The organism is Mesorhizobium sp. LSHC420B00 (assembly GCF_000503055.1).
Taxonomy (GTDB): domain Bacteria; phylum Pseudomonadota; class Alphaproteobacteria; order Rhizobiales; family Rhizobiaceae; genus Mesorhizobium.
The window spans coordinates 42,138-62,732 of the sequence record NZ_AYVY01000013.1 but is presented as its reverse complement, the minus strand read 5'-3'; the positions used below and the strand labels follow the sequence as shown (position 1 = coordinate 62,732).

Annotated in this window: 21 protein-coding genes; 13 read left to right on the top strand and 8 right to left on the bottom strand. The window is 62.1% G+C overall.

All coding sequences use genetic code 11. The features are described 5' to 3' along the window. The first annotated feature begins 41 nt into the window (after positions 1–41). Together X760_RS58460 and X760_RS58455 are read left to right on the top strand one after the other, a co-directional pair. A complete protein-coding gene (locus X760_RS58460) occupies positions 42–1,613 on the top strand; it encodes a glycosyltransferase family 39 protein (RefSeq protein WP_156948096.1) in 1,572 nt (523 codons plus the stop codon). 25 nt (positions 1,614–1,638) lie between these two features. Further along, complete coding sequence (locus tag X760_RS58455; protein ID WP_023719948.1) at positions 1,639–2,952, top strand: Xaa-Pro peptidase family protein; 1,314 nt, start codon at positions 1,639–1,641, stop codon at positions 2,950–2,952. A gap of 107 nt (positions 2,953–3,059) precedes the next feature. Here the strand turns inward: X760_RS58455 and X760_RS58450 are convergent, their stop codons facing one another. Together X760_RS58450 and X760_RS58445 are read right to left on the bottom strand one after the other, a co-directional pair. Beyond that, on the bottom strand, positions 3,060–3,860 hold the full coding sequence (locus X760_RS58450) for a PhnD/SsuA/transferrin family substrate-binding protein (protein WP_023719947.1): 801 nt from the start codon (positions 3,858–3,860) through the stop codon (positions 3,060–3,062). Between the two features lie 83 nt (positions 3,861–3,943). Then, positions 3,944–4,954, bottom strand: coding sequence for a fatty acid desaturase (locus X760_RS58445; protein WP_031194273.1), 1,011 nt, complete (start codon positions 4,952–4,954; stop codon positions 3,944–3,946). Positions 4,955–5,182: 228 nt separating this feature from the next. Between X760_RS58445 and X760_RS58440 the strand changes: the two genes are divergently transcribed. Then, positions 5,183–6,025, top strand: coding sequence for a helix-turn-helix transcriptional regulator (locus X760_RS58440; protein ID WP_023719945.1), 843 nt, complete (start codon positions 5,183–5,185; stop codon positions 6,023–6,025). An 88-nt stretch (positions 6,026–6,113) separates the two neighbouring features. Then, positions 6,114–7,130 (top strand): betaine--homocysteine S-methyltransferase, encoded by a 1,017-nt coding sequence (gene bmt, locus X760_RS58435; protein ID WP_023719944.1) that lies wholly within the window; start codon positions 6,114–6,116, stop codon positions 7,128–7,130. Between the two features lie 147 nt (positions 7,131–7,277). Here bmt and X760_RS58430 read toward each other — a convergent pair whose 3' ends face one another. Beyond that, positions 7,278–9,398, bottom strand: coding sequence for a VWA domain-containing protein (locus tag X760_RS58430; protein WP_023719943.1), 2,121 nt, complete (start codon positions 9,396–9,398; stop codon positions 7,278–7,280). Positions 9,399–9,400: 2 nt separating this feature from the next. Continuing rightward, positions 9,401–9,961 (bottom strand): RNA polymerase sigma factor, encoded by a 561-nt coding sequence (locus X760_RS58425; RefSeq protein ID WP_023719942.1) that lies wholly within the window; start codon positions 9,959–9,961, stop codon positions 9,401–9,403. A gap of 304 nt (positions 9,962–10,265) precedes the next feature. Here X760_RS58425 and X760_RS58420 point away from each other — a divergent pair, with 304 nt between their 5' ends. Next, positions 10,266–10,547, top strand: a complete 282-nt coding sequence (locus tag X760_RS58420) for a hypothetical protein (protein WP_031194271.1) — start codon at positions 10,266–10,268, stop codon at positions 10,545–10,547. 45 nt (positions 10,548–10,592) lie between these two features. Here the strand turns inward: X760_RS58420 and X760_RS58415 are convergent, their stop codons facing one another. Beyond that, complete coding sequence (locus X760_RS58415; protein WP_031194270.1) at positions 10,593–11,279, bottom strand: hypothetical protein; 687 nt, start codon at positions 11,277–11,279, stop codon at positions 10,593–10,595. A gap of 89 nt (positions 11,280–11,368) precedes the next feature. Next, positions 11,369–12,943 carry a trimethylamine methyltransferase family protein gene (locus tag X760_RS58410; protein ID WP_023719938.1) on the bottom strand — a complete coding sequence of 525 codons (1,575 nt, stop codon included), beginning with the start codon at positions 12,941–12,943 and terminating at the stop codon, positions 11,369–11,371. Positions 12,944–13,251: 308 nt separating this feature from the next. Between X760_RS58410 and X760_RS58405 the strand changes: the two genes are divergently transcribed. After that, complete coding sequence (locus tag X760_RS58405) at positions 13,252–13,950, top strand: B12-binding domain-containing protein (RefSeq protein ID WP_023676506.1); 699 nt, start codon at positions 13,252–13,254, stop codon at positions 13,948–13,950. An 81-nt stretch (positions 13,951–14,031) separates the two neighbouring features. On the opposite strand, the gene X760_RS58400 is transcribed toward X760_RS58405, so the two are convergent. Further along, complete coding sequence (locus tag X760_RS58400; RefSeq protein WP_023676507.1) at positions 14,032–14,172, bottom strand: entericidin A/B family lipoprotein; 141 nt, start codon at positions 14,170–14,172, stop codon at positions 14,032–14,034. A gap of 64 nt (positions 14,173–14,236) precedes the next feature. Between X760_RS58400 and X760_RS58395 the strand changes: the two genes are divergently transcribed. After that, positions 14,237–14,866 (top strand): DUF1638 domain-containing protein, encoded by a 630-nt coding sequence (locus tag X760_RS58395; RefSeq protein WP_023719937.1) that lies wholly within the window; start codon positions 14,237–14,239, stop codon positions 14,864–14,866. Positions 14,867–14,870: 4 nt separating this feature from the next. Here the strand turns inward: X760_RS58395 and X760_RS58390 are convergent, their stop codons facing one another. Further along, entirely contained in the window at positions 14,871–15,785 is a 915-nt protein-coding gene (locus tag X760_RS58390; protein WP_023719936.1) for an NAD(P)-dependent oxidoreductase, read from the bottom strand. Positions 15,786–15,906: 121 nt separating this feature from the next. Between X760_RS58390 and X760_RS58385 the strand changes: the two genes are divergently transcribed. The 6 genes from X760_RS58385 to X760_RS58360 all read left to right on the top strand — a co-directional run bounded on the left by X760_RS58385 (position 15,907) and on the right by X760_RS58360 (position 20,549). Continuing rightward, entirely contained in the window at positions 15,907–16,482 is a 576-nt protein-coding gene (locus tag X760_RS58385) for a DUF4893 domain-containing protein (RefSeq protein ID WP_023719935.1), read from the top strand. A gap of 82 nt (positions 16,483–16,564) precedes the next feature. Continuing rightward, the gene (locus X760_RS58380) at positions 16,565–17,347 is read left to right on the top strand and encodes a formyl transferase (protein ID WP_023719934.1); all 783 of its coding nucleotides are present in this window, start codon (positions 16,565–16,567) and stop codon (positions 17,345–17,347) included. Between the two features lie 47 nt (positions 17,348–17,394). Further along, positions 17,395–18,306 carry a fatty acid desaturase gene (locus X760_RS58375; protein WP_245278621.1) on the top strand — a complete coding sequence of 304 codons (912 nt, stop codon included), beginning with the start codon at positions 17,395–17,397 and terminating at the stop codon, positions 18,304–18,306. A gap of 236 nt (positions 18,307–18,542) precedes the next feature. Further along, complete coding sequence (locus tag X760_RS58370) at positions 18,543–18,845, top strand: virulence factor (protein WP_023719932.1); 303 nt, start codon at positions 18,543–18,545, stop codon at positions 18,843–18,845. Then, positions 18,838–19,461, top strand: coding sequence for a methylenetetrahydrofolate reductase C-terminal domain-containing protein (locus tag X760_RS58365; RefSeq protein ID WP_023719931.1), 624 nt, complete (start codon positions 18,838–18,840; stop codon positions 19,459–19,461). Before X760_RS58370 ends, X760_RS58365 begins: the two co-directional genes overlap by 8 nt. Then, a complete protein-coding gene (locus X760_RS58360) occupies positions 19,458–20,549 on the top strand; it encodes a methylenetetrahydrofolate reductase (RefSeq protein ID WP_023719930.1) in 1,092 nt (363 codons plus the stop codon). Before X760_RS58365 ends, X760_RS58360 begins: the two co-directional genes overlap by 4 nt. The last annotated feature ends 46 nt before the right edge of the window (positions 20,550–20,595 follow it).

Here is a 20,595-nt window from a genome sequence, read left to right as displayed (position 1 = left end):
GCCCAGCCGGCAACTGTGCCGGCAGGGGCGATGAGACTTCCTTGAAGTACGACATGAAATGGGCCGAGTGGCTGGCCGAGGGACGGATCGGCCCCTTCCCGGCGGCGATCGTCATGGTCGCGGCTTATTTTGCCTTGCAGACCATCATACTGTCCCTGTTGAGCTCTTGGGCGGGAACCGGCGTCGGCATCGACGATGCGGAGCAGCTGATCTATGTACCGTATCTCTGGGCTGGATATGGCGGCTCGCAACCACCTCTCTACACCTGGATCAATTGGCTGGCCGCGCATGTTTTCGGCACCAGTATCTTCACGCTGAAGCTCGTCAAATACTCAGTGCTGTTCCTCGCCGCCTGCAGCGTGTTCGCCGCCATGCGGCGGTTCGGCTACACCAAGGCGACAGCGGCGGCGGCCATGTTCGGCCTGTTTACGATCCCGCAGGTCGTCTGGGAATCGCAGCGCGCTTTGTCGCATTCCGTCGCCGTCGTCGGCTTCTGCTCGCTGCTCCTGCTCACCATGGCCTATCTTCTCGAGCGGCGTAGCATGATTGCCTATGCGGCGTTTGGCCTGGCCACGGCGGCGGCAATTCTTGCCAAGTATAACGATGTCTTCCTCGTGGTGGCCCTTGTTGCGGCAGCGCTGTCGCTGCGCGAATTGCGCAGCGCCATCCTTGATCCAAAGTTCGCAATCAGCATAGCGGTCGCGATATTGGTGCTGGCACCAACCACCTATTGGAGCCTCATGCATCCCGCCGATTTATTGTCGAGAGGCGAGAAGTTCGGAATAGACCCGCAACAAGGGCGCATCGCGGCGGCCTTTGTCGGCGCCGGCAAGTTTGTCATGGGGACCTTCAATTTCGCGGTCTTGCCGGTGCTCGTTTCCGCGCTGGCCTTCGGGGTGGCGAAGTTCCGTTTCTCCGAGCGGCACCCGAAACGTCCGGCCAGGGAAATTCTGTTGTGGCGTAGCTTGGCGCTCGGCTTGGCTATGCTGGCAATACTTGTGCTGGCCACCGGCGTGACGGTTGTCAAGGACCGCTGGCTGCTGCCGGTCCTGTTCATGTTGCCGCTGGCCATCGTCGCCACTATGGAACGGCTGGCGCCGCGCGGCAGGAATGCGCAGCTCCTGGTGATCGCGGCTGGAGCGATCATCGCCGTGTTGCTCGCGCCCGCCACTTGGTACGTCCAGATAAACGGGACCAGTGGCCTCTCCCGCATGATCCGCTTGGATTACCCGGCCCTCTATCGCCAACTGACCGCGGACGGACCGGTGAAAACTGCAATATCCGACGGTGCATGGGTCGGCAACCTGCGGCTGGTCGACGAAAAACTGGTCGCACTTGACCAGGAAGTGCCTAATTTCGAAACGCTGATGCGGGGGCAGGCCGTACTCGTCTGGCTTGATCACGACGATCCGCGGCCGGTCATTTTGGACCAGCTCAAAGCGGCCGGCTATGAGCCGGACGGCCAACCGCGGCAAATCATGGTTCCGCTGTTGCGTGGCACCGACAAGTCCGCCCGGCCCGGCGCATTCGTCCGACTGAAGAGAATGGAAGGAGCCATGGCGCCCAAGGAAGGCGCTGGCGAAGGAGTCGAGGGTGGACAGGAATCCGACTGACCGGCCCCGTCATCATCGCAAGATCATGCCGTTCGAGCCGGAGGACTCGATCGATGCGCTGCGCAAAAAATCGCGCCTGAAGGCCGCTGAACTCAACCAGCATCTGCTGGGCTATGGTGCGCTGGCGGAAGCCGAGTGGCAGGCGGCGGGTATTGACGCTCCTGACTTGCCCGCCATGCGCCGATACCGGCTCGAGCGCATCCGCGCCGAGCTGAAGCGCCGCGACTATGCGGGAGCCCTGCTCTACGATCCGGTCAACATCCGCTACGCGACCGATGCGACCAACATGCAGCTCTGGGTCGCGCACAATCCGACCAGGCATTGTTTCGTCGCCACCGATGGGCCGGTGGTACTGTTCGACTATTTTTCCTGTGAGCACCTTTCCGACCATTCCGGCGTCGTCGACGAGGTGCGGCCGGCGGTGTCGTGGGCGTATCTCTACAGCGGCGAGTTGACCGGGCAAAAAGTCCGCCGCTGGGCAGCCGGCATCGCCGAGCTGGTACTGGAACATGGCGGCGGCAATCGCCGTATCGCGGTCGATCACATCAATCCCGAGGGCATCGAGGAACTCGCCCGTCTCGGCATTTCGACCGGCAATGGCGAGGCGGTGATGGAAAATGCGCGGCTGATCAAATCGCCCGACGAGATCCTTGCCATGCGCCGGGCGATCGTCGCTTGCGAGGCGGCGATGGGCGAGATGGAGCAGGCGCTGAGACCTGGTATTTCCGAGAACGAATTGTGGGCCGAACTCCATCGCGGCAACATCGCGCGCGGCGGCGAATGGATCGAAACCCGGCTCCTGTCGTCGGGTCCGCGCACCAATCCGTGGTTCCAGGAGTGTTCGTCGCGGACGATCGAGGCCGGCGATCTCGTCGCCTTCGACACCGACCTGATCGGTCCTTACGGCTTCTGCGCCGACCTGTCGCGCACCTGGCTTTGCGGTGACGCGCCGCCGTCGCAGGAACAGCGTGACCTGTTTCAGATCGCTGCCGACCAGATCGCCCACAACACCGAACTGATGCGGCCGGGCATATCCTTCCGCGATCTCGTCGAGGGCTCGTCGGTGCCGCCGGGAGACTGCTTCCCGGCGCGCTACGGGGTGCTCTATCACGGCGTCGGCCTGGCCGACGAATACCCGACATTGCCGCATGCCGGCGACTGGACCGACGACACGCCGGACGGCGTGCTTGTGTCAGGCATGGTGCTGTGCGTCGAGAGCTACATCGGCAGGCTTGGCGCCTACGAAGGCGTCAAGATCGAGGAACAGATCCTGATCACCGACACCGGCAACGAGAAGCTTTCGACCTATCCGCTCGACAATCGGCTGCTTGGGGGCTGAGCGAACCTAATGCATGTCGCGCAAAAGTGTGCAGCGGTTTTGCGATAACGACATGCGTAAAACAAGAATTTAAAGCGTCGCATGAGGCCGACCGGACGCGACGCGCTTTATGTGAGCGCCTCGATCGCCTCGCGCATCATGGCGACGATCGTTTCCGGCGTCCTGCTGGCCGTGATGAACGGCAATCCTTTGCGCCGCCTTGTCCAGCCGACGACCGTCATCTTCTGCGCTGCAGGCTCGAAACGCTGCGCCAGCGCCCAGCTCTCGCAGTCGATCGCCGCGACGTCGGCCCTGCCCTCGGCAACAGCAACAATCGAAGCGCGGTGCCCCCAGCTTTCGCTCAGCGCGGAAAAGATATCCAAACTCTCGCCCAGTGCTTGCAGGTCGCGTGTCGGCGCGATGATGCCCGACATGGAATCGAGGCTGTTGAAGGTGAAACGTTTGCCGCGAAGCTGATCGAGCGGAATGACGGCGCCGCCGTCGGCCGGCGACCTTGCCGGCGGTGCCTCGCCCGCCCTCATGACGATGGCGCTCGAATAGAGTTCGCCCTGTCCGCCCTCAAAGGCGTCGTAGCGCGGCTGGCCGACGAGGTGGACACGCTGCGACAGGCCGAGTTCCATCGGTCCCCAGCAGGTTTGCGCAAAGAGCAGCGCCGGGTGCAGCCAGAGCCGGTGAAAATCCAGTTCGTCCAGCGGCAATGTCGCCGGATCGGGCGCGATGAGTTTTCCCTTATCGTCGCGAATACCGCCAGGCACCGGGGGCAAATCGCCATTGCGGCGGATAATCGTCTCCGGCGCATCGATGCCTTTTTGTCTGAAAGCATCGCGCAGCCGCGCCCATTCTGCGTCGACCTCGTCCCGCGCTTCCGGCCAGTCGTACATCGGCAAAGCCGCAATGAATTCGCTCATGCCGGGATTTGACCGTTATGCAGGGAAATTGACAAGGTCAGGAAAGCGTTGCCCGCGCGGCAGCGCCTGCAATGCCGCGAGGATCATTCCTTCGGCGGCTCGGCGGGTACCGGTGCGCTGCCAAGCCCATTGAGGCTGCGTGCCCTGACGCGCGGCTTGAACGCGCGTCCTGGTTCCGGCATGCGCCGCAGCACGGGATGGACGATCGGTTCCTTCGCCTTGAAGGCATAGGCCTTGAGCAGCGCGAAATAGTTCGGATAGGCGTAGCCATTGTTCATCCGCAGCCACTCGTCGCGGCGGTCGCGAAACAGCTTCGGCAGCCTGTACCAGGCCACCGTCGGGCTCTTGTGATGGACGAAATGCAGATTGTTGTTGAGGAACAGGAAGGACAGCGGCGAGCGCTCGACGATGATCGTGCGGCCTTCCGGATGTTCAGACCATTGATGCTCGGCGTAGGTGCGGATCGAAATCAGCGACTGCCCAAGCCACACCGGCACCAGTATGTAGAGCCACAACGGCATGCCGAAGCCGAACTGCACGACAGGCAACACTACGGCGAGGCCGATCGCATGCAGCAGCCATGCCTTGCAGATGGAATTGTCGCCCGCGGCAACCTGCCTGGCGTCGTCGATGAAGAAGCCGATGCAGGAGAGCCACGGACCGAGCACCAAACGCCCGAGCATCGTGTTGTTGACCTTCAGCAGGAACTTCATAGCCGACGGCAGCTCTTCGTGCTGCCAGAGCGCCTTGTAATAGCTTTCGGGATCGTCGAGCGGATCGGTCAGGCGCTCGTCTGCATGGTGGCGCAGATGAATGGTCTTGAACCGGCGAAACGGCCAGACAAGGCCAATCGGCAGGAACACAACGGCTTCGTTGAGCCGCGCGTTCCGGGTTGGGTGGCCGTGCAGGGCCTCGTGCATCAGCGAGGATTGCAGCGCCGCAATCAGGGCCAGAAGGGCGAGCGCCAACAGCGGGTAGGATGGCCAGAGCAGAAAGCCGGTAGCGAGCCAGCCGCCGTAGCAGAAAAGTGCGAGAAACACCGTCGGCCATTCGATGGTCGCCGCGCCATGTCGCCTGTTGCCCATGCTCGTCATGCTATCGACCACTGCCTTCCAGTCGCCGGAACCCGTTTGATTCCTGACAGCATTGTGTCAGGAGCGTTGCATTGCTGCAACGCGATAAAGCGCACAAACTGTTGCGATTGCGCATTTTCAGCTGCATATGTTATGCATTGTAAACAACGCACCGGATTCATTTACGCCTGAAGCTCCGCGTTCGCGGCTTCAGCGCAAATTTTTCCTCCTATCGGGTGGGGTGGCGATTTGGACAAGCGCGACCTGTCGACGATCTTTCGCGAGCGCCTGAAAATGCTCTTGACAAGGTCCGATCTGAACCAGTCGGCCTTCGCCGCCGCGGTTGGCATCGACCGTTCGGCGCTGTCGCAGCTGCTCTCCGGCGCCTCGACCCGCCTTCCCCGCGCCGAAACGCTGCTCAACATCGCCGCCGAATTCAAAGTCTCGCTCGACTGGCTGCTCGGCCTCAGCCAGGACGAGGGCGTCACCGGTGAAATCCGCGAGAGCCTTGAGATCGAGGAGGCGCCGGACGGCTTCGACCGCACGCTGCTGGCTCGCTGGCATGCCGAGGCGGCGGGAACTAAAATCCGCTACGTCCCGGCCGGCATTCCCGATCTTCTGCGCACCGAGGCGCTTGTCGACTATGAAGCCGTCATCGCCAACAAGAGCCGCGAGGCACAGGCCGGCGAAACGCAGTACCGCATCGACTACAACCGACGGCCCGAAACCGACATGGAAGTCTGTATGCCGCGCCACACGCTGGAGATCTTCGCGCGCGGGCTGGGCGTGTGGGACCGCTTTCCGGAGGCCGACCGCCACCAGCAGCTCCTGCACATGGCGACGCTACTCGACGACCTCTATCCCACCTTCCGCCTGTTTCTCTATGACGGGCGGATGCGCTATTCGATCCCGTACACCATCTTCGGGCCCTATCGCGCAGCCATTTACGTCGGCGACATGTATCTGGTGCTGAACGCCACGCAGCCGATCCGCATCCTGACCAGCCATTTCGACAATCTGATCCGTGCCGCGGACGTCAACGCGCATGAAGCGGCCAGCTTCACACGAAAGCTGGCGGAGATGCGATTTTGACCGGTTGCTCTCCGTGTCGACATTGACGGCACATAAAGAATTCTTTATATCCTTATCTCAGTTATTCTTCCGGGAAGGCGTATTTCACATGACCAATCCGATCGACGCTCTGCTTGCCGAAAAGGGCGTCCTGCTCGCCGATGGCGCCACCGGTACCAATCTGTTCGCGATGGGCCTTGAGGCCGGAGAGGCTCCTGAGCTCTTGAACGAGACCGCGCCCGACACCATCACCAGCCTGCACCAGAACTTTGTCGATGCCGGCGCCGACATCATCCTGACCAACTCTTTTGGCGGGACCCGCCATCGGCTCAAGCTGCACCATGCGCAGGACCGCGTCCACGCACTGAACAAGCGCGCCGCCGAGATCGCAAGCGCCGTCGCCGGCAAGGCCGGCCGCAAGGTGATCGTGGCCGGCTCAGTCGGCCCGACCGGCGAATTGCTGGTGCCGCTCGGCGCCATGACCTATGACGAGGCGGTCGAGGCCTTTGCCGAGCAGATCGAGGGCCTGAAGGCCGGCGGCGCCGAAGTCGCCTGGATCGAAACCATGTCGGCGCCGGACGAGATCCGTGCCGCCGCCGAAGCCGCCATCCGCGTCGGCTTGCCCTATACCTATACCGGCTCCTTCGACACCGCCGGCCGCACCATGATGGGGCTGCTGCCGAAGGACATCCACGGTGTCGTCGACGGCCTGTCGCAGACGCCGCTCGGTGTCGGCGCAAATTGCGGTGTCGGCGCCTCCGATATTCTCGCTTCGCTGCTCGACATGACCGAGGCGAAGCCCGAGGCAACGGTGATCGTCAAGGGCAATTGCGGCATCCCCGAATTTCGCGGTGCCGAGATCTACTATTCGGGCACGCCCGAGCTGATGGCCGATTATGTGCGCCTGGCCGTCGATGCCGGCGCCAAGATCGTCGGCGGCTGCTGCGGTACCTCGTTCCAGCACCTTGCCGCCATGCGCAAGGCGCTCGATGCGCACACCAGGTCGGATCGCCCGACCGTCGAGCAGATCGTCGAACGCATCGGCCCGATGCGCAACAAGCAGGCGACGGTCAACGTCGCCGAGACCAGCGAAGCCCGCCGCGAACGGCGCCGCGGACGCGCCTGACGCTTTCGGCTGCGACGCGGTCCGCGAAGCGGTGCAGCCACGAAAAAAGGCCGGCAAGGTTTCCCTCGCCGGCCTGCCTCACCCGCCCGTAGGCCGGTTCCCCCTGTCAGAACGATCCCATCTGAAAGAAACCGGCCATCATTGCCACTACCGGTTACCGCCGAGCGCCGAGGCAAGGCGCACAAGCGAGAGGAACTCGGACCGGTACCCAAACGGGTCGGCTCCTCTGGCGGCGGTGGCAATCTCCATGATCTTGTCGTAGCCGAACTTCGCGGTCGCATCCTCGTCGCGCAGCTTCTGGCCGAAGGCAGCGACGGCAACGGAGAAACGCTGGTCGGTGCTGGCCTGGTCGAACGACGCCACCTCGTTGGCTGACGTCACCGGCGTGGTGATCAGCTTCGAAGTGTCCTCGTTCGGCAGCTTGTAGCGGATTTTGACGAAGGCATATTCGTCGGCATTGGCGACACCGCCATTGTTCACCGAGGCCTGGCCATAGCGCAGCTGATCGATCTGTTCGCCGCCGCTGCCCTTAGGCATGATCTCGTAGATCGCGGTGACCGAATGGCCTGAGCCGATCTCGCCGGCGTCGACGCGGTCGTTGTTGAAATCCTCGCGGTTCAAGGCGCGGGTCTCGTAGCCGATCAGCCGGTATTCCGAGACCTTGTTCGGGTTGAACTCGACCTGGATCTTCACGTCCTTGGCAATGGTGAACAGTGTCGAGGAGGCATCCTCGACCAGCACCTTCTCGGCCTCCGCCAAAGTGTCGATATAGGCGGCGGTGCCGTTGCCGTTCTGGGCGATGGTCTGCATCATCTGGTCGTTCAGGTTGCCGCGGCCGAAGCCGAACACCGACAGGAACACACCTGTCTTGCGCTCCTTTTCGATCAGCCGCTTCAGGTCGTCGTCGTCGGTCTGGCCGACATTGAAATCACCATCGGTGGCGAGCATCACCCGGTTGATACCGTCCTTGACGAAGGATTTCTGCGCCAGCCTGTAGGCTTCCTTGATGCCCGCCTCGCCTGCCGTCGAGCCGCCGGATGTCAGGTTGTCGATGGCAGCGAGGATCTTGTCCTTTTCCGAAGCCTTGGTGGGCTCCAGCACGGTACCGGCATCGCCCGCATAGGTGACGATCGAGACGGTATCGTCGGGTCTCAGCTTGTTGACCAGCAGCCGAAAGGCCGACTGCAGGAGCGGCAGCTTGTCCTGCTCGTTCATCGAGCCCGACACATCGATCAGAAAGACCAGATTGGCCTTGGGCTGCTCGGCCGGCTTCACGTCGAAACCCTTGATGGCGACATGCATCAGCCTGGTGTGCTCGTTCCACGGAGTCGGCATGACGCTGACGGTCGAGTTGAACGGCGTCGAGGCGGAGTCCGGGCCTTTCCAGTCATAGGGGAAGTAGTTGACCATCTCCTCGACGCGCACCGTATCGGCCTGCGGGATAAAACCTTCCTTCAGCGAGCGCCGGACGAAGGAATAGGAAGCGGTGTCGACATCGATAGAGAACGTCGAGACCGGGTCTTCGAGTGCGGCATGCACCGGATTGGTCTTGAAATCCTCGACCCGGTCACGGTTTTCCTCTCGCGGCAGCATCTGGTCGGCCGGCGCAGCGGCAGGCTGCTGTGCCATCAGCTTGGACTCGGCAACCGTGCCAGGCATGCGTCCGACCCGCGCGCCACCATCGACTGCCGGAGCCACGGAGTTTGCACCGCCATCCAGCGCAAACTCGCCGCTCTGCGCCGGTTCGGGTGCATTGCGGGTGAGCACATCCTGCTGCGTCAACCCGCCGACCGCGGTCGATTCCGCTTTCGGCGGCGATGTCGGCGCCACAAGCGCCTCGCCGGCGTCGCGGCTTTCGCTGTCGGCGTCCGCCTTCTTCTGCTTATCTGCTTCGGCAACAACCGGCGGTTTGACGGTCGCCGGCTTGTCAGCCAGCGTTTCGGTGATCTTATCGTCGCCGCCGAATTCGGGCCCGCCGAATTTGGATTCCCCAAGCATATAGATGGTGGCGTATCCGGCGATCGGCAGGGCAACGAGCCCGGCAATGGCCGGCGTGGCGAAGAGTTTCTTTTGCATGATTTCGCTCCAGAGCCTTTGTGCTCGCTCTGTGAGACGAAGCCCGCCTGCCGATCCTTGGGCGGCCGGTAAAGTTTTTTCTTCCATGTCATAGGCGCGCAGCGCGGCCTGGAGGGCACGCGCCTTTGCATCCGCGTCAGGCGCCGGTGCTGCGATATCGCGCAGCCTGTTCAGTTGCTTGTCGTCGACCATGGTCACACTTCCCCGGCTGAACGCATCAGCGTCTTCAACCGTTTCTTCGCCTCATGGATGTGCCAGGAAACCGTCGTCTCCGAGATCGCCATCGCCTCGGCGGCGGCTGCGTGGCTCAGCCCTTCGCCATAGACCAGCAGCACCGCGTCGCGCTGCTTGTCCGGCAGCTTGCGCACCGCTGCCCAGAGCGCCTCGACCGGGTCTTCCGCCTCGGACGAGGTTTCCCCCGAAATCAGCGCATAGGCGCCATAGGCCTCGGTCTTGGCCGTATCGCGGGCGGTCTTGCGCATCATGTCGCGCGCCGCATTCAGCGTCATGGTGTAGAGCCACGTCGTGAAGGCGCCGCTGCCGTGATAGTCGCGGATCGCCCGGCCGAGCCGAACGCACACTTCCTGGGCGATATCCTCGGCGTCGGCCTTTTTCCCGCACCAGCGATAGGCGGCGCGATAGACGAAACCGTAGTGCCTTTCGAGCAACTTGCCGAAAGCACCCCTGTCTCCGCCCTTCGCCCGCCCGATCAGTTCGGCGTCGGAGGCTTCGCTTTCGTCCAGCATCATCGCCATCATTTGCCTGTTGGACGAAGGCTAATGGCGATTCCTTGGGTGATGGGAAGAATTTTTTGGCGGGCAGTCACGTCGTAATGGTTGGCGCGCCTTGGCCGAGCGTCTCCGCAAACAGCATCGTCAGCCGCTCCCAGTGGCGTTCGGCGCCGGCTGCATCGAAGGCACTATGTGGAGCCGCCACGTTCACAAATGCGTATCGGGGTTGCTTTACGCTGGCTTTGTGCACAATTTCGCCGACTGCCTGCCATGCTATGGCGGCCTGAAGTGAACGGCGCGCTTCAATTTGCCAAGGGACGGAGCTCATATGTGGCTGACGGCATTCCTTGCTTTTTTCGCGGGTGTTTTTGGCGCCAATGGCGTCCCACATTTCGTGAGTGGGATAACCAAGGGTTCCTACCCGTGCGTCTTCGGTAACTCCGCCGTGCCCAATCTGATAGCCGGCTGGGCGAGCTTCGTGGTGGCCCTCTTCGCGTACGGGGCCAACTTCGCACAGTATCCCATCGTCTCGTTGGTCTCTGGTGCCATCGGGGTGCTGCTGATGGGTCTCTTTCACGCGGCGGGGCTGGCTTTCGGCCAAAAATCCTGAGATCGGAACGGTCGACGTCTTTGCGTGCAGCGGGGTCTTGTCTGGCTAGCGCGCGAATGCTGCCATGTGAAAGGCCTGAACCTCGGCCGGATAGCGATAATCGATGCCGTAAGGACAGGCGTTGCGATCAAGGCAGCCGCCGGTCCGGCAAGGTCCGCCGTTTTGCCCACGCACATGCGCCAGACAGGTTTCATGCACAAAACCATCCGCAGAATAAGCCGCGACCGGACAGGATTTCAGGCAAGGTTTTTCCAAACATGTGTCGCAAAGGTGAATCACGTCGCGACGTTCGTGGAGCGCAATCTCGTTCTCGAACAACAGCGCGCCGCGATAGGCATGCCAGAGCCCGTATTGCGGATGCATGAGGATGCCGAGCGGCGACGGCTTCAGCCCCTCCGCCTGCATCGCCCATTGCTGGAACGGCAGATAAGGCCTGTCGGACGGTGACACCGCGCGTGCCCCGAATTTTTCGGCCACAGCGCCGATCACTCCGCGCGACCATCTGTCGAGCGAATCGTCGATCGGCTGTGACTGTTTCTCCAACCAGCGCAGGAAGTGCGGCCAAGGTGCGGCGCCTGCCTGCCCCACCAGCAGGACGGATCTGGCGGCGGCGCCGGAGAGACCGGAAGGTGTCCCCTCACCGCCCGCAAAATTGAAGCCGCCGCGCAGGATGAGGCCGTGGGCGGAAAGCGCGGCCGCGATGGTTTCGACCATGCCGCGCTCGAGAATCATCCCTTCTTGTCCGGGTCGGAGAAGGCGCTCCGCCAGACTTCCTTGTGGATGATGTTGGCGACTTTAGCCCCGCCTGATTCGGGCTCCTTTCAGGTGAAGGCGTCGGCCATCGACGCCTTCTTCCTGGCGATGAAGTCCTTCAGCCCGTCGTCGATGCCCTGGTCGAGATAAGGCGCCTCGTAGCTCTCCAGCCAGCGGCGGGCGAGCTCGTTGGCGCGCTGCGGCGCGGTTTTTTCGCCTTCGGCCAGCCACTGCTCGTAGGAATTGTTATCGGCGATGTTGGAGCGGTAGAACGCGGTCTGGAAATTGGCCTGGGTGTGATCGCAGCCGAGGTAATGGCTGCCCGGACCCACCTGGCGGATGGCATCCATCGCCTGACCGTTTTCCGACAGGTCGACACCCTCGGAGAACTTCTGCGTCATGCCGAGTTGGTCGATATCCATCATGAACTTTTCGTAGCAGGAGGCGAGCCCGCCCTCGAGCCAGCCGGCCGAATGCAGCACGAAATTGGTGCCGGCGAGGATCGTCGAATTCAGCGTGTTGGCGCTCTCATAGGCCGCCTGCGCATCGGGGATTTTCGAAGCACAAAGCGAGCCGCCGGTGCGGAACGGCAGCCCGAGCCTGCGAGCAAGCTGGGCGGCGCCATAGGAGACCAGCGACGGCTCCGGCGTGCCGAAGGTCGGCGCGCCCGACTGCATTGAGATCGACGAGGCGAAGGTGCCGAACAGTACCGGCGCACCCGGCCGGATCAGCTGTGTGAACGACGCCCCGGCCAGAACCTCGGCCAAAACCTGGGTCAGTGTGCCGGCGACCGTCACCGGGCTCATCGCCCCGGCAAGGATGAACGGCGTGACGATGCACGCCTGGTTATGGCGCGAGTAAACTTTCAGCGCTCCCAGCATGGTCTCGTCGAAGACCATCGGCGAGTTGGCGTTGATCAGGCTGGTCAACACCGTGTTGTTCTCGACGAAATCGTCACCAAACACGATCTTGGCCATCGCCACCGTATCTTCGGCGCGCTCGGGCGCGGTCACCGAGCCCATGAACGGCTTGTCCGAATATTTGATATGGCTGTAGACCATGTCGAGATGGCGCTTGTTGACCGGCACGTCCACCGGCTCGCAAACCGTGCCGCCCGAATGGTGGATCGATGGCGCCATATAGGCAAGTTTTACGAAATTCCGGAAATCCTCGATCGTCGCGTAGCGCCTGACGCCGTCGAGATCGCGCACGAAGGGCGGTCCATAGACCGGCGCGAACACGGTCGCGTTGCCGCCGATCTGCACCGAGCGCTCGCCGTTGCGGGCGTGCTGGGTATAGACGGACGGAGCGGTCTTCAACAGCGAGCGGCAGAGGCCCTTGGGGAAATGCACCCGCTCGCCCTTGACGTCGGCGCCCGCCTCTTTCCAAAGCTGCAGTGCCTCGGCGTCGTCGCGGAAGATGATGCCGATCTCTTCCAGCACCGTGTCGGTGTTCTTTTCGATCAGCGCCAGGCCTTCCTCGTCCAGCACTTCATAGACGTTGATCTTGCGCTTGATATAGGTGAGCTGTGTACCGGGGCCGCCGCCCGAACGTGCAGCCCGGCGCGCTGCGGCGCCACCGCTGGCAGCGCGCCCGCGCCGTGCGTTTGACGCTTCCTGATCGACCGGCGCGTTCTCACTCATAATCGTTCTTCCCTGGCTTTCGTTCTGGCCTGATTTGCTTTGGCCGGGCTCTTGTTCCGGCCTGAAATCCATTTGCAGCCGCATATTGCGGTCTCTGGCCGGATCGTAGCCATGCACCTTATTCGAAACGGCCCGCCAGCGCCAACGCCTGTCGCAAAATCGACAAGAATTCCAAGAGATTTACGGTCGCTTTCGTTTTGCGGGAAGTCGCAAATCAGCTATGGACAACCGGCCCGCGCGGGTTAGGTAATGGCGCGATATTTTTAAGCTGCCGCGATAGTTGTAGCCGGCAAGGAGCCTGAGAAAAAATGGCCGACGACGAGATCATCCTTTCGGAACTCTCCGACGACGAGTTGGTGCAGCAGATGCACGACGACCTTTATGATGGGTTGAAGGAAGAAATCGAGGAAGGCACCAACATCCTTCTCGAGCGCGGCTGGGCGCCTTACAAGGTGCTGACCGAGGCTCTGGTCGAAGGCATGCGCATCGTCGGCGAGGATTTTCGCGACGGCATTCTGTTCGTTCCGGAAGTGCTGCTGTCGGCCAACGCGATGAAGGCCGGCATGTTCATCCTGCGTCCGTTGCTTGTCGCCACCGGCGCGCCGAAGCAGGGCAAGATGGTGATCGGCACCGTTAAGGGCGACATCCACGACATCGGCAAGAACCTCGTCGGCATGATGATGGAAGGCGCCGGCTTCGATGTCATCGACCTCGGCATCAACAATGCGGTCGAAAAATATCTCGATGCCATCGAAAAGCATCAGCCCGACATCATCGGCATGTCGGCCCTGCTGACGACGACCATGCCTTACATGAAGGTCGTCATCGATACGATGAAGGAAAAAGGCATTCGCGATGATTATGTCGTGCTGGTCGGCGGCGCGCCGCTCAACGAGGAATTCGGCAAAGCCGTCGGCGCCGACGCCTATTGCCGCGACGCCGCGGTGGCGGTCGAGACCGCCAAGGACTTCATGAAGCGCAAGCACAACGTCCGCGCTTCGGCCTGAGTCAATAAATTCGGCACCGACGAGAAAAGCCGCGCCTTGCAGTGCGGCTTTTTTATTCCCAAATGTTTGAAATCGTGCAGATCAGGGTTTCTTGACGGTATCGTCAACCGCCTTCGCAGTGGATTTGATATCCTTACCGACGCCGCGCACCGTGTTGGCGCAGGCCGAAACAGCCAGGGCGCAGGCGAGAATAGCGATTGGCGCAACGCGGAACAATTTCATGATTGGTGTCTCCCTCAGAATATAAATTCGCTGGACAGCAACGAAGATGGATTAGACTGGTTCCATGACTACCGCGCGAAAACAACAATCCGATCAAGGCGACAGGCTGCTCGTCATCGCCTGCGGGATGATTGCGCGCGAAGTTCTGGCGGTCAAGGAGCAGCTCGGGCTCGACCATCTCGACCTGACCTGCCTCCCGGCGGAGTTCCATTTCTATCCGGACCGCATTGCGCCGGCCATGGACAAGGCAATCGCCAAGGCCAGGGCTGACGGCTACAAACACATCTTCGTCGGCTATGCCGATTGCGGCACGGGTGGCCTGCTCGACCGGATCTGCGAGAAGCATGGCGTCGAGCGCATGGCCGGGCCGCATTGCTTTGCCTTCTACCAAGGCATGGATGCCTATGCGAAGGTTGCCGATGACGACATGATGTCGTTCTACATGACCGATTTCCTCTGCCGGCAATTCGATGCCTTCTTCATGAAGCCGCTCGGCCTCGACAAGCACCCGGAGCTGATCAAGGACTATTTCGGCAATTACGAGAAGCTGATCTACATCGCCCAGACCGACGACCCGGAACTCGACAAGGTCGCCGAAAAGGCGGCGAAAATGCTCGGCCTCGCCTATGAGCGCCGCTCGACCGGCTACGGCGACCTGACGAAGGAACTGGCTGGGGCCTCAGCCCTGGCCTGACACTTTAGGCACCGTTTTCTTCAGCTTCGAGCCCAGCGAGCACATCGGCAAAGCTCGTCTTGCAGACGAAATCCAGCCGGTCCCTCGCCCGGGACGCATCGTAGACCCGGTTGATCGACGAAAACATCGTCCAGCCTTTCTTCAAGTAGAGTGCCGGATAATCCGGAAAATAGCGCGCGACGATCGACGGTGCGTCGGCGATCAATGCCGCGCAATCGTCGGGCTGGAAAGGTGTCGGTGCCGAGATGATGAAGGTGTCGAAGCCCAATTGCGGCGCTTTCTCCAAGGCAGCGATGTGGGCGTCGGCAGCATCCTCCACCGTCAGCCGGCGAAACAACAGCTCATTGGCCTTGGTGTTGGCGTCCGACTGTTCGATCACATGCGCCATATCGTCTGCTTCGGGAAAGAAGCGGGCGGTGCGCAGTACGATCACCGGCAGGCCGAACTGGATATGGTAGAGCCGACAAAGATGTTCCGCCGCAAGCTTTGTCACGCCGTAGATGTTGCGCGGTTCAGGCGACATGTCTTCCGTTAGCCAAGCCGCCCTGCCGGGCAAGCCGGCGCGGATGGCCTGGGTAATCATCAGCGATGTCGTCGACGTGAAGATGAAGCGCTGAACGCCGAAAGTTGCCGCCGCATCGAGCAGGTTGAGCGTGCCGCGCACATTCGTCTCGACGAAATTCTCGTTGCGATGATGTTCGATGTCAGGCTTGTGCAGCGCGCCACTATGGATGATGGCCTCGATGCGGTTCTCCTCGACCGCCCTCATGACCAGGTCGCGATCGGCGACTGAGCCGACGATTCGCGTTTCCGAGGATGGGACGGGATCGAGGCCAGTGACGTCATGGCCGAGAGTCCGCAGGCGTGGCGCCAAGGCCCTGCCCAGCCAACCCGACGATCCCGTCAGCAAGATCCGCATTCTTTCCACCTCGTTTCTGCTGTCGATGCTCAAGCAAGGATGACAGAGCGCGGCGAAACATTAAGGTATGCGCCAGACAAGAAAACAGGCTGCTCCAGTCATCAAAAGGGAAACGCCACCAATGATCGCTCGCCTTATGTTTGCCGTAGCAGCTGTCCTCTGCTTGACGTTGCCCGCGTTCGCCGATGGCGAAGTGCAGAAGCTGATCACCGCTGCCGACAAGGCGCGCCTCGACAAATATGGCGAGACCCGCAAGGCAGCGCTTGACGAGGCGAAGGCCGGCGATCCCGCCGAGGTCAAGCAGCTCGACGCCTTGCTGGCAAAGCCGCTGGTTTCCTTCTCCGACAAGGACCTGACCGGCAATTGGCAATGCCGCACCATCAAGGCCGGCGGATTGAGCCCGCTCGTCATCTATGGCTGGTTCAAATGCAAGGTGAGCGACGACGGTTCCGGCTGGAGACTGGAAAAGATCACCGGTTCGCAGCGCACCAAGGGCCGCTTCTTCGACGATGGCGAGAAACGCGCGATCTATCTAGGTTCCTTCTACGTCAACGACGATCCGGCAAAGCCCTACGGCAGCGGCCCGGAAAGCGATCAGGTCGGCTATGCCTTCCGCCACAGCGCCAGCGAATGGCGCATCGAGTTCCCGGCGCCCCACTACGAATCGAAGCTCGACATCCTCGAATTCAAGCGCTGAGCCCGCCCCCGATCACCAAGGGTTAACCCGGTCAACCTAGCATTCGCGCACAAAGAACAGCTCTTTGCGGGGGTCGCGAAGCATGGCACGGTCGAAAACAAACCAACGGCCGATCGTCGTCGTCACCGAAGGCGGCCCGCATATCTGGGCGATCGTCAACGCCATCGCCGACCACCTCGCGCCTGTCAGCGTCATCCTCGAAACCCCTGAATCCAAAAGGCAATTGCTTCTCGGGCGGGCGCGGCGGCAAGGCTGGACCTCGGCCATCGGTCAACTCGGCACGATGATGCTGACCCGGCTCGGCAAGCGCTTCTTCGCCGGCCACGCAGCACGGCTCGCCGCCGAGCAAAAGCTGCAAACCGAACCGAAGCCTGGGCAAAAGATCGTCCAGGTCTCGTCGGCCAACGCGCCGGAGTGCCTGCAGGCGATCGAGAAAATCCAGCCGGGTGTCGTGCTGCTCGCCGGCTGCCGCTTGCTGTCGCGGCAGACGCTGGCGAAAATCCCTTGCCCGGTCCTCAACTACCATGCCGGCATCGCCCCGAAATATCGTGGCATGAACGGCGGCTATTGGGCGCTGGCTTCAGGCGATGCGGAAAACTTCGGCACCACCGTGCATCTGGTCGACGCCGGCGTCGACACTGGCGGGGTGTTGCGGCAGGCACGCGGCAAACCCCAACCTAGCGACACTATTTCAAGCTACGCGTTGCGGCAGGCGGCATTCTCGCGCGACATCTGCGTCGAGGCGGTCAGGGATGCGCTGGCCGGCAAGCTCGGCACGGTCGATCCCGGTCTGCCTTCGAGACAATGGTATCATCCGACGGTCTGGTTCTATCTCTGGACCGGGATAAGAAACGGCGTCTGGTGACACGCGCGCCGATTTACCCGACAGCCACCCGCCGCTAACATTGCATCATGAGCGACATCGACCACCGCACCATCATTGCCGGTCTTTCGGTTGAGGAACGTCGCGACCTCACCGCCCGGGTCGACGGGCCAGGCATTGTCCGGCTGGCCGTCCATGGCGGGCTGGTTGTCGTGCTGGGCGCACTGATCGCCGCCCGCATCCCGTTCTGGCCGCTTCTCGTCTTGCCGCAGGGGATCCTGATCGTCTTCTTCTTCACGCTGTTGCACGAGACCATCCATGAAACGGCGTTCAGAACGGCGTGGCTCAATCGCGCTGTTGCCGCCGTGGCCGGCTTCTTGATCCTGCTGCCGCCCGCATGGTTCCGCTATTTCCATTTCGCCCATCACCGCCACACCCACGACCCGGACAACGACCCCGAACTGATGGCGCCGAAGCCGGAGACCATCAGCCAATATCTGCGCTATCTGTCCGGCGGCCCCTATTGGATAGGCATGGCTCGTGTGATCGCAACCAATGCGGCGGGCCGCAACCGCGACGGCTTTGTGCCGGAAAAGGGCCGCGGCAAGGTGGTTATTGAAGCGCGGCTGTTCCTGATCGGCTATGCGGTGTTGCTGGCCGCATCGCTCGCCGCACAGTCGGCGCTGCTGTTGTGGGTCTGGATCGTGCCGGTGCTGGTCGCACAGCCGTTTTTGCGGGCCTACCTGCTGGCCGAGCACGCATTGTGCCCGCATGTCGCCAACATGCTCGAGAACACCCGCACCACCTTCACCACAAGGCTGGTGCGCTTCGTGGCTTGGAACATGCCGTACCATTCCGAGCACCATTCCTATCCGGCCGTTCCCTTCCATCGCCTGCCGCGCTTCCATGAGATCATCGCGGAGCATTTACGCACGACCGAACGAGGTTACGTGCGCTTCCACAGGAAACTGGTCGGCAGCTTCGATGGCCGCGCCGGCTGACCAGTGCTGGAAGAGACTCCGCTTTCAGCCGCAGCCGTCGATTGCGTCGCTTTTGAAGGCCCCCGCGTCGTCCCATAACAAGCAGCCCAACAGCGCTTCCGGCAATGCTCGAAACCACTGCATCGGCCCAAAGGATCGGAATCGATCTTCGGAGGGCACGATGCAGCGGAGTTAGGTGGTAGAGCATCGTTTGTGCGTTCGATTGGACGCGCGGCGCTCTCCAGGAGCAGGAATTCATGGCCGATCTGATCGTCGTCTACTGGCGCGACATCCCCGCCCAGGTCATCATCAAGAAGGGCCGGCAGAACGCCAAGCGCGAACTGCCGCTGCGCTTCACCGAGGCGATCGACATGTGCGCCATGCGCACCGGCGCCGGCGGCACCGACGACTATCTTGCCGAATGGCGCAAGGCAGAGCCCGTCCCAGTCAGTGACGATCTTGAAGTCGAGGCCGAGAAGGCTCTTCAGGAGCTCGATGCGAAATACGACCGTGAGCGGCTGGTCGCTCTGGTCAAGGCGGGCGGCAAAGAAAATGTCTGATCCCCAATCAATGCCGGCGACGACGGCTCAAGGCGGCGTGACCCAGGCGACAATCGTCAAGAAGGCGGCGCCGAAATCCGACTACAAGCCGGCTGACGTGTCGCCGCAGCGGCGCGTGCAGCGCTCGTTTGCGGTGCGGCTTTGGTCGGTGCGGCATTCGCGGCTGCTCGAGTGGTTCTACGCCAAATTCGCCGACATGTTCCTGACTCTCCACCCGCTATGGAAAGGCATCGGCTACAGCCGTGTCGAAGGGCCGGTGAAATTCGTCGAGAAGCGCGTCAAGGGCTTCATGTTCGACTGCCGCATGTGCGGTCAGTGCATTCTTTCCTCGACCGGCATGTCGTGCCCGATGAACTGCCCTAAGCAATTGCGCAACGGCCCTTGCGGCGGTGTGCGCGCCAACGGCAATTGCGAGGTCGAGCCTGATATGCCTTGCGTCTGGGTCAAGGCCTGGGAAGGCTCGCAGAACATGGTGCATGGCGACAAGATTTTGGACGTGCAGAAGCCGGTGGATCAGTCCTTGCGCGAAACCTCCGCCTGGCTGCGGGTGACCGCGCAGGCCGCGGCCGCCCGCAATGCGGCCCAGAATACTACGAACACCGGAGCGTCGGCATGATCGGCCGTCAGCCAGACGAGAATCCGGCCGGCATCCATTTGCCGCTCGATCCCCTGCCCGGTCACACCTCGCGCGGCCGGCTTGAGCGGGTCCTGCGGCGCGGCGAGTTCGCAGTGACGACCGAGCTCAATCCGCCCGACAGCGCCGATCCGGAAGACGTCTACAACCGCGCCAGGATTTTCGACGGCTGGGTCGACGCGATCAATGCCGTCGACGCTTCCGGGGCCAACTGCCACATGTCGTCGGTCGGTATTTGCGCGCTGCTGACCCGCATGGGTTATGCCCCGATCATGCAAATCGCCTGCCGCGACCGGAACCGCATCGCCATCCAGGGCGACGTGCTGGGGGGTGCCGCGATGGGTGTTGCCAACATGCTGTGCCTGACTGGCGACGGCGTGCAGGCCGGCGACCAGCCCGGCGCCAAGCCGGTGTTCGATCTCGACTGCATGTCGCTGCTCGAAACCTGCCGCATCATGCGCGATAACGGCAAATTCCTGTCCGGCCGCAAACTCACCACGCCGCCGCAGCTTTTCCTTGGCGCGGCCATCAACCCGTTCGCGCCGCCGATCGATTTCCGGCCGTATCGGCTGGGCAAGAAGATCGCCGCCGGCGCGCAGTTCGTGCAGAGCCAGTACTGCTTCGACGTACCGATGTTCCGCACCTACATGCAGAAGGTCCGCGACCTCGGCTATACCGAGAAATGCTTCATCCTGTGCGGAGTCGGGCCGCTGGCCTCGGCCAAGACGGCCAGATGGGTCCGCTCCAACGTGCCGGGCATTCACATTCCCGATCAGATCGTCAAGCGCCTGGAAGGCGCTCAGGATCAGAAGAAGGAAGGCAAGCAGCTCTGCATCGACATCATCAATGAGGTGAAGGAAATTCCAGGTGTGTCCGGCGTCCATGTGATGGCCTATCGCCAGGAAGAGTATGTCGCCGAGATCGTCGACGAGTCCGGCGTGCTGAAGGGCCGCCGGCCGTGGAAGCGCGAAATCCGCCGCGACGACCAGCTCGTTGCCGACCGGCTCGACCACATACTGCATGACGACCTCACCGAAACCCAGGTCGACATGGTCAAGACCGCGCATTGACAGCGCGAATCGTCAGCATTCGCTTGATCAGAAACAGATAACGATA

What these genes read in the sequence shown, in the direction of transcription:
- X760_RS58360 (WP_023719930.1), top strand. Translation starts at nt 19,458, where the DNA reads ATGATCGGCCGTCAGCCAGACGAGAATCCGGCCGGCATCCATTTGCCG.
- X760_RS58425 (WP_023719942.1), bottom strand. Translation starts at nt 9,961, where the DNA reads ATGGCGATGATGCTGGACGAAAGCGAAGCCTCCGACGCCGAACTGATC.
- X760_RS58415 (WP_031194270.1), bottom strand. Translation starts at nt 11,279, where the DNA reads ATGATTCTCGAGCGCGGCATGGTCGAAACCATCGCGGCCGCGCTTTCC.
- X760_RS58450 (WP_023719947.1), bottom strand. Translation starts at nt 3,860, where the DNA reads ATGAGCGAATTCATTGCGGCTTTGCCGATGTACGACTGGCCGGAAGCG.
- X760_RS58430 (WP_023719943.1), bottom strand. Translation starts at nt 9,398, where the DNA reads ATGGTCGACGACAAGCAACTGAACAGGCTGCGCGATATCGCAGCACCG.
- X760_RS58400 (WP_023676507.1), bottom strand. Translation starts at nt 14,172, where the DNA reads ATGAAATTGTTCCGCGTTGCGCCAATCGCTATTCTCGCCTGCGCCCTG.
- X760_RS58370 (WP_023719932.1), top strand. Translation starts at nt 18,543, where the DNA reads ATGGCCGATCTGATCGTCGTCTACTGGCGCGACATCCCCGCCCAGGTC.
- X760_RS58395 (WP_023719937.1), top strand. Translation starts at nt 14,237, where the DNA reads ATGACTACCGCGCGAAAACAACAATCCGATCAAGGCGACAGGCTGCTC.
- X760_RS58455 (WP_023719948.1), top strand. Translation starts at nt 1,639, where the DNA reads ATGCCGTTCGAGCCGGAGGACTCGATCGATGCGCTGCGCAAAAAATCG.
- X760_RS58375 (WP_245278621.1), top strand. Translation starts at nt 17,395, where the DNA reads ATGAGCGACATCGACCACCGCACCATCATTGCCGGTCTTTCGGTTGAG.
- X760_RS58420 (WP_031194271.1), top strand. Translation starts at nt 10,266, where the DNA reads ATGTGGCTGACGGCATTCCTTGCTTTTTTCGCGGGTGTTTTTGGCGCC.
- X760_RS58445 (WP_031194273.1), bottom strand. Translation starts at nt 4,954, where the DNA reads ATGACGAGCATGGGCAACAGGCGACATGGCGCGGCGACCATCGAATGG.
- X760_RS58390 (WP_023719936.1), bottom strand. Translation starts at nt 15,785, where the DNA reads ATGCGGATCTTGCTGACGGGATCGTCGGGTTGGCTGGGCAGGGCCTTG.
- X760_RS58405 (WP_023676506.1), top strand. Translation starts at nt 13,252, where the DNA reads ATGGCCGACGACGAGATCATCCTTTCGGAACTCTCCGACGACGAGTTG.
- bmt (WP_023719944.1), top strand. Translation starts at nt 6,114, where the DNA reads ATGACCAATCCGATCGACGCTCTGCTTGCCGAAAAGGGCGTCCTGCTC.
- X760_RS58410 (WP_023719938.1), bottom strand. Translation starts at nt 12,943, where the DNA reads ATGAGTGAGAACGCGCCGGTCGATCAGGAAGCGTCAAACGCACGGCGC.
- X760_RS58365 (WP_023719931.1), top strand. Translation starts at nt 18,838, where the DNA reads ATGTCTGATCCCCAATCAATGCCGGCGACGACGGCTCAAGGCGGCGTG.
- X760_RS58380 (WP_023719934.1), top strand. Translation starts at nt 16,565, where the DNA reads ATGGCACGGTCGAAAACAAACCAACGGCCGATCGTCGTCGTCACCGAA.
- X760_RS58385 (WP_023719935.1), top strand. Translation starts at nt 15,907, where the DNA reads ATGATCGCTCGCCTTATGTTTGCCGTAGCAGCTGTCCTCTGCTTGACG.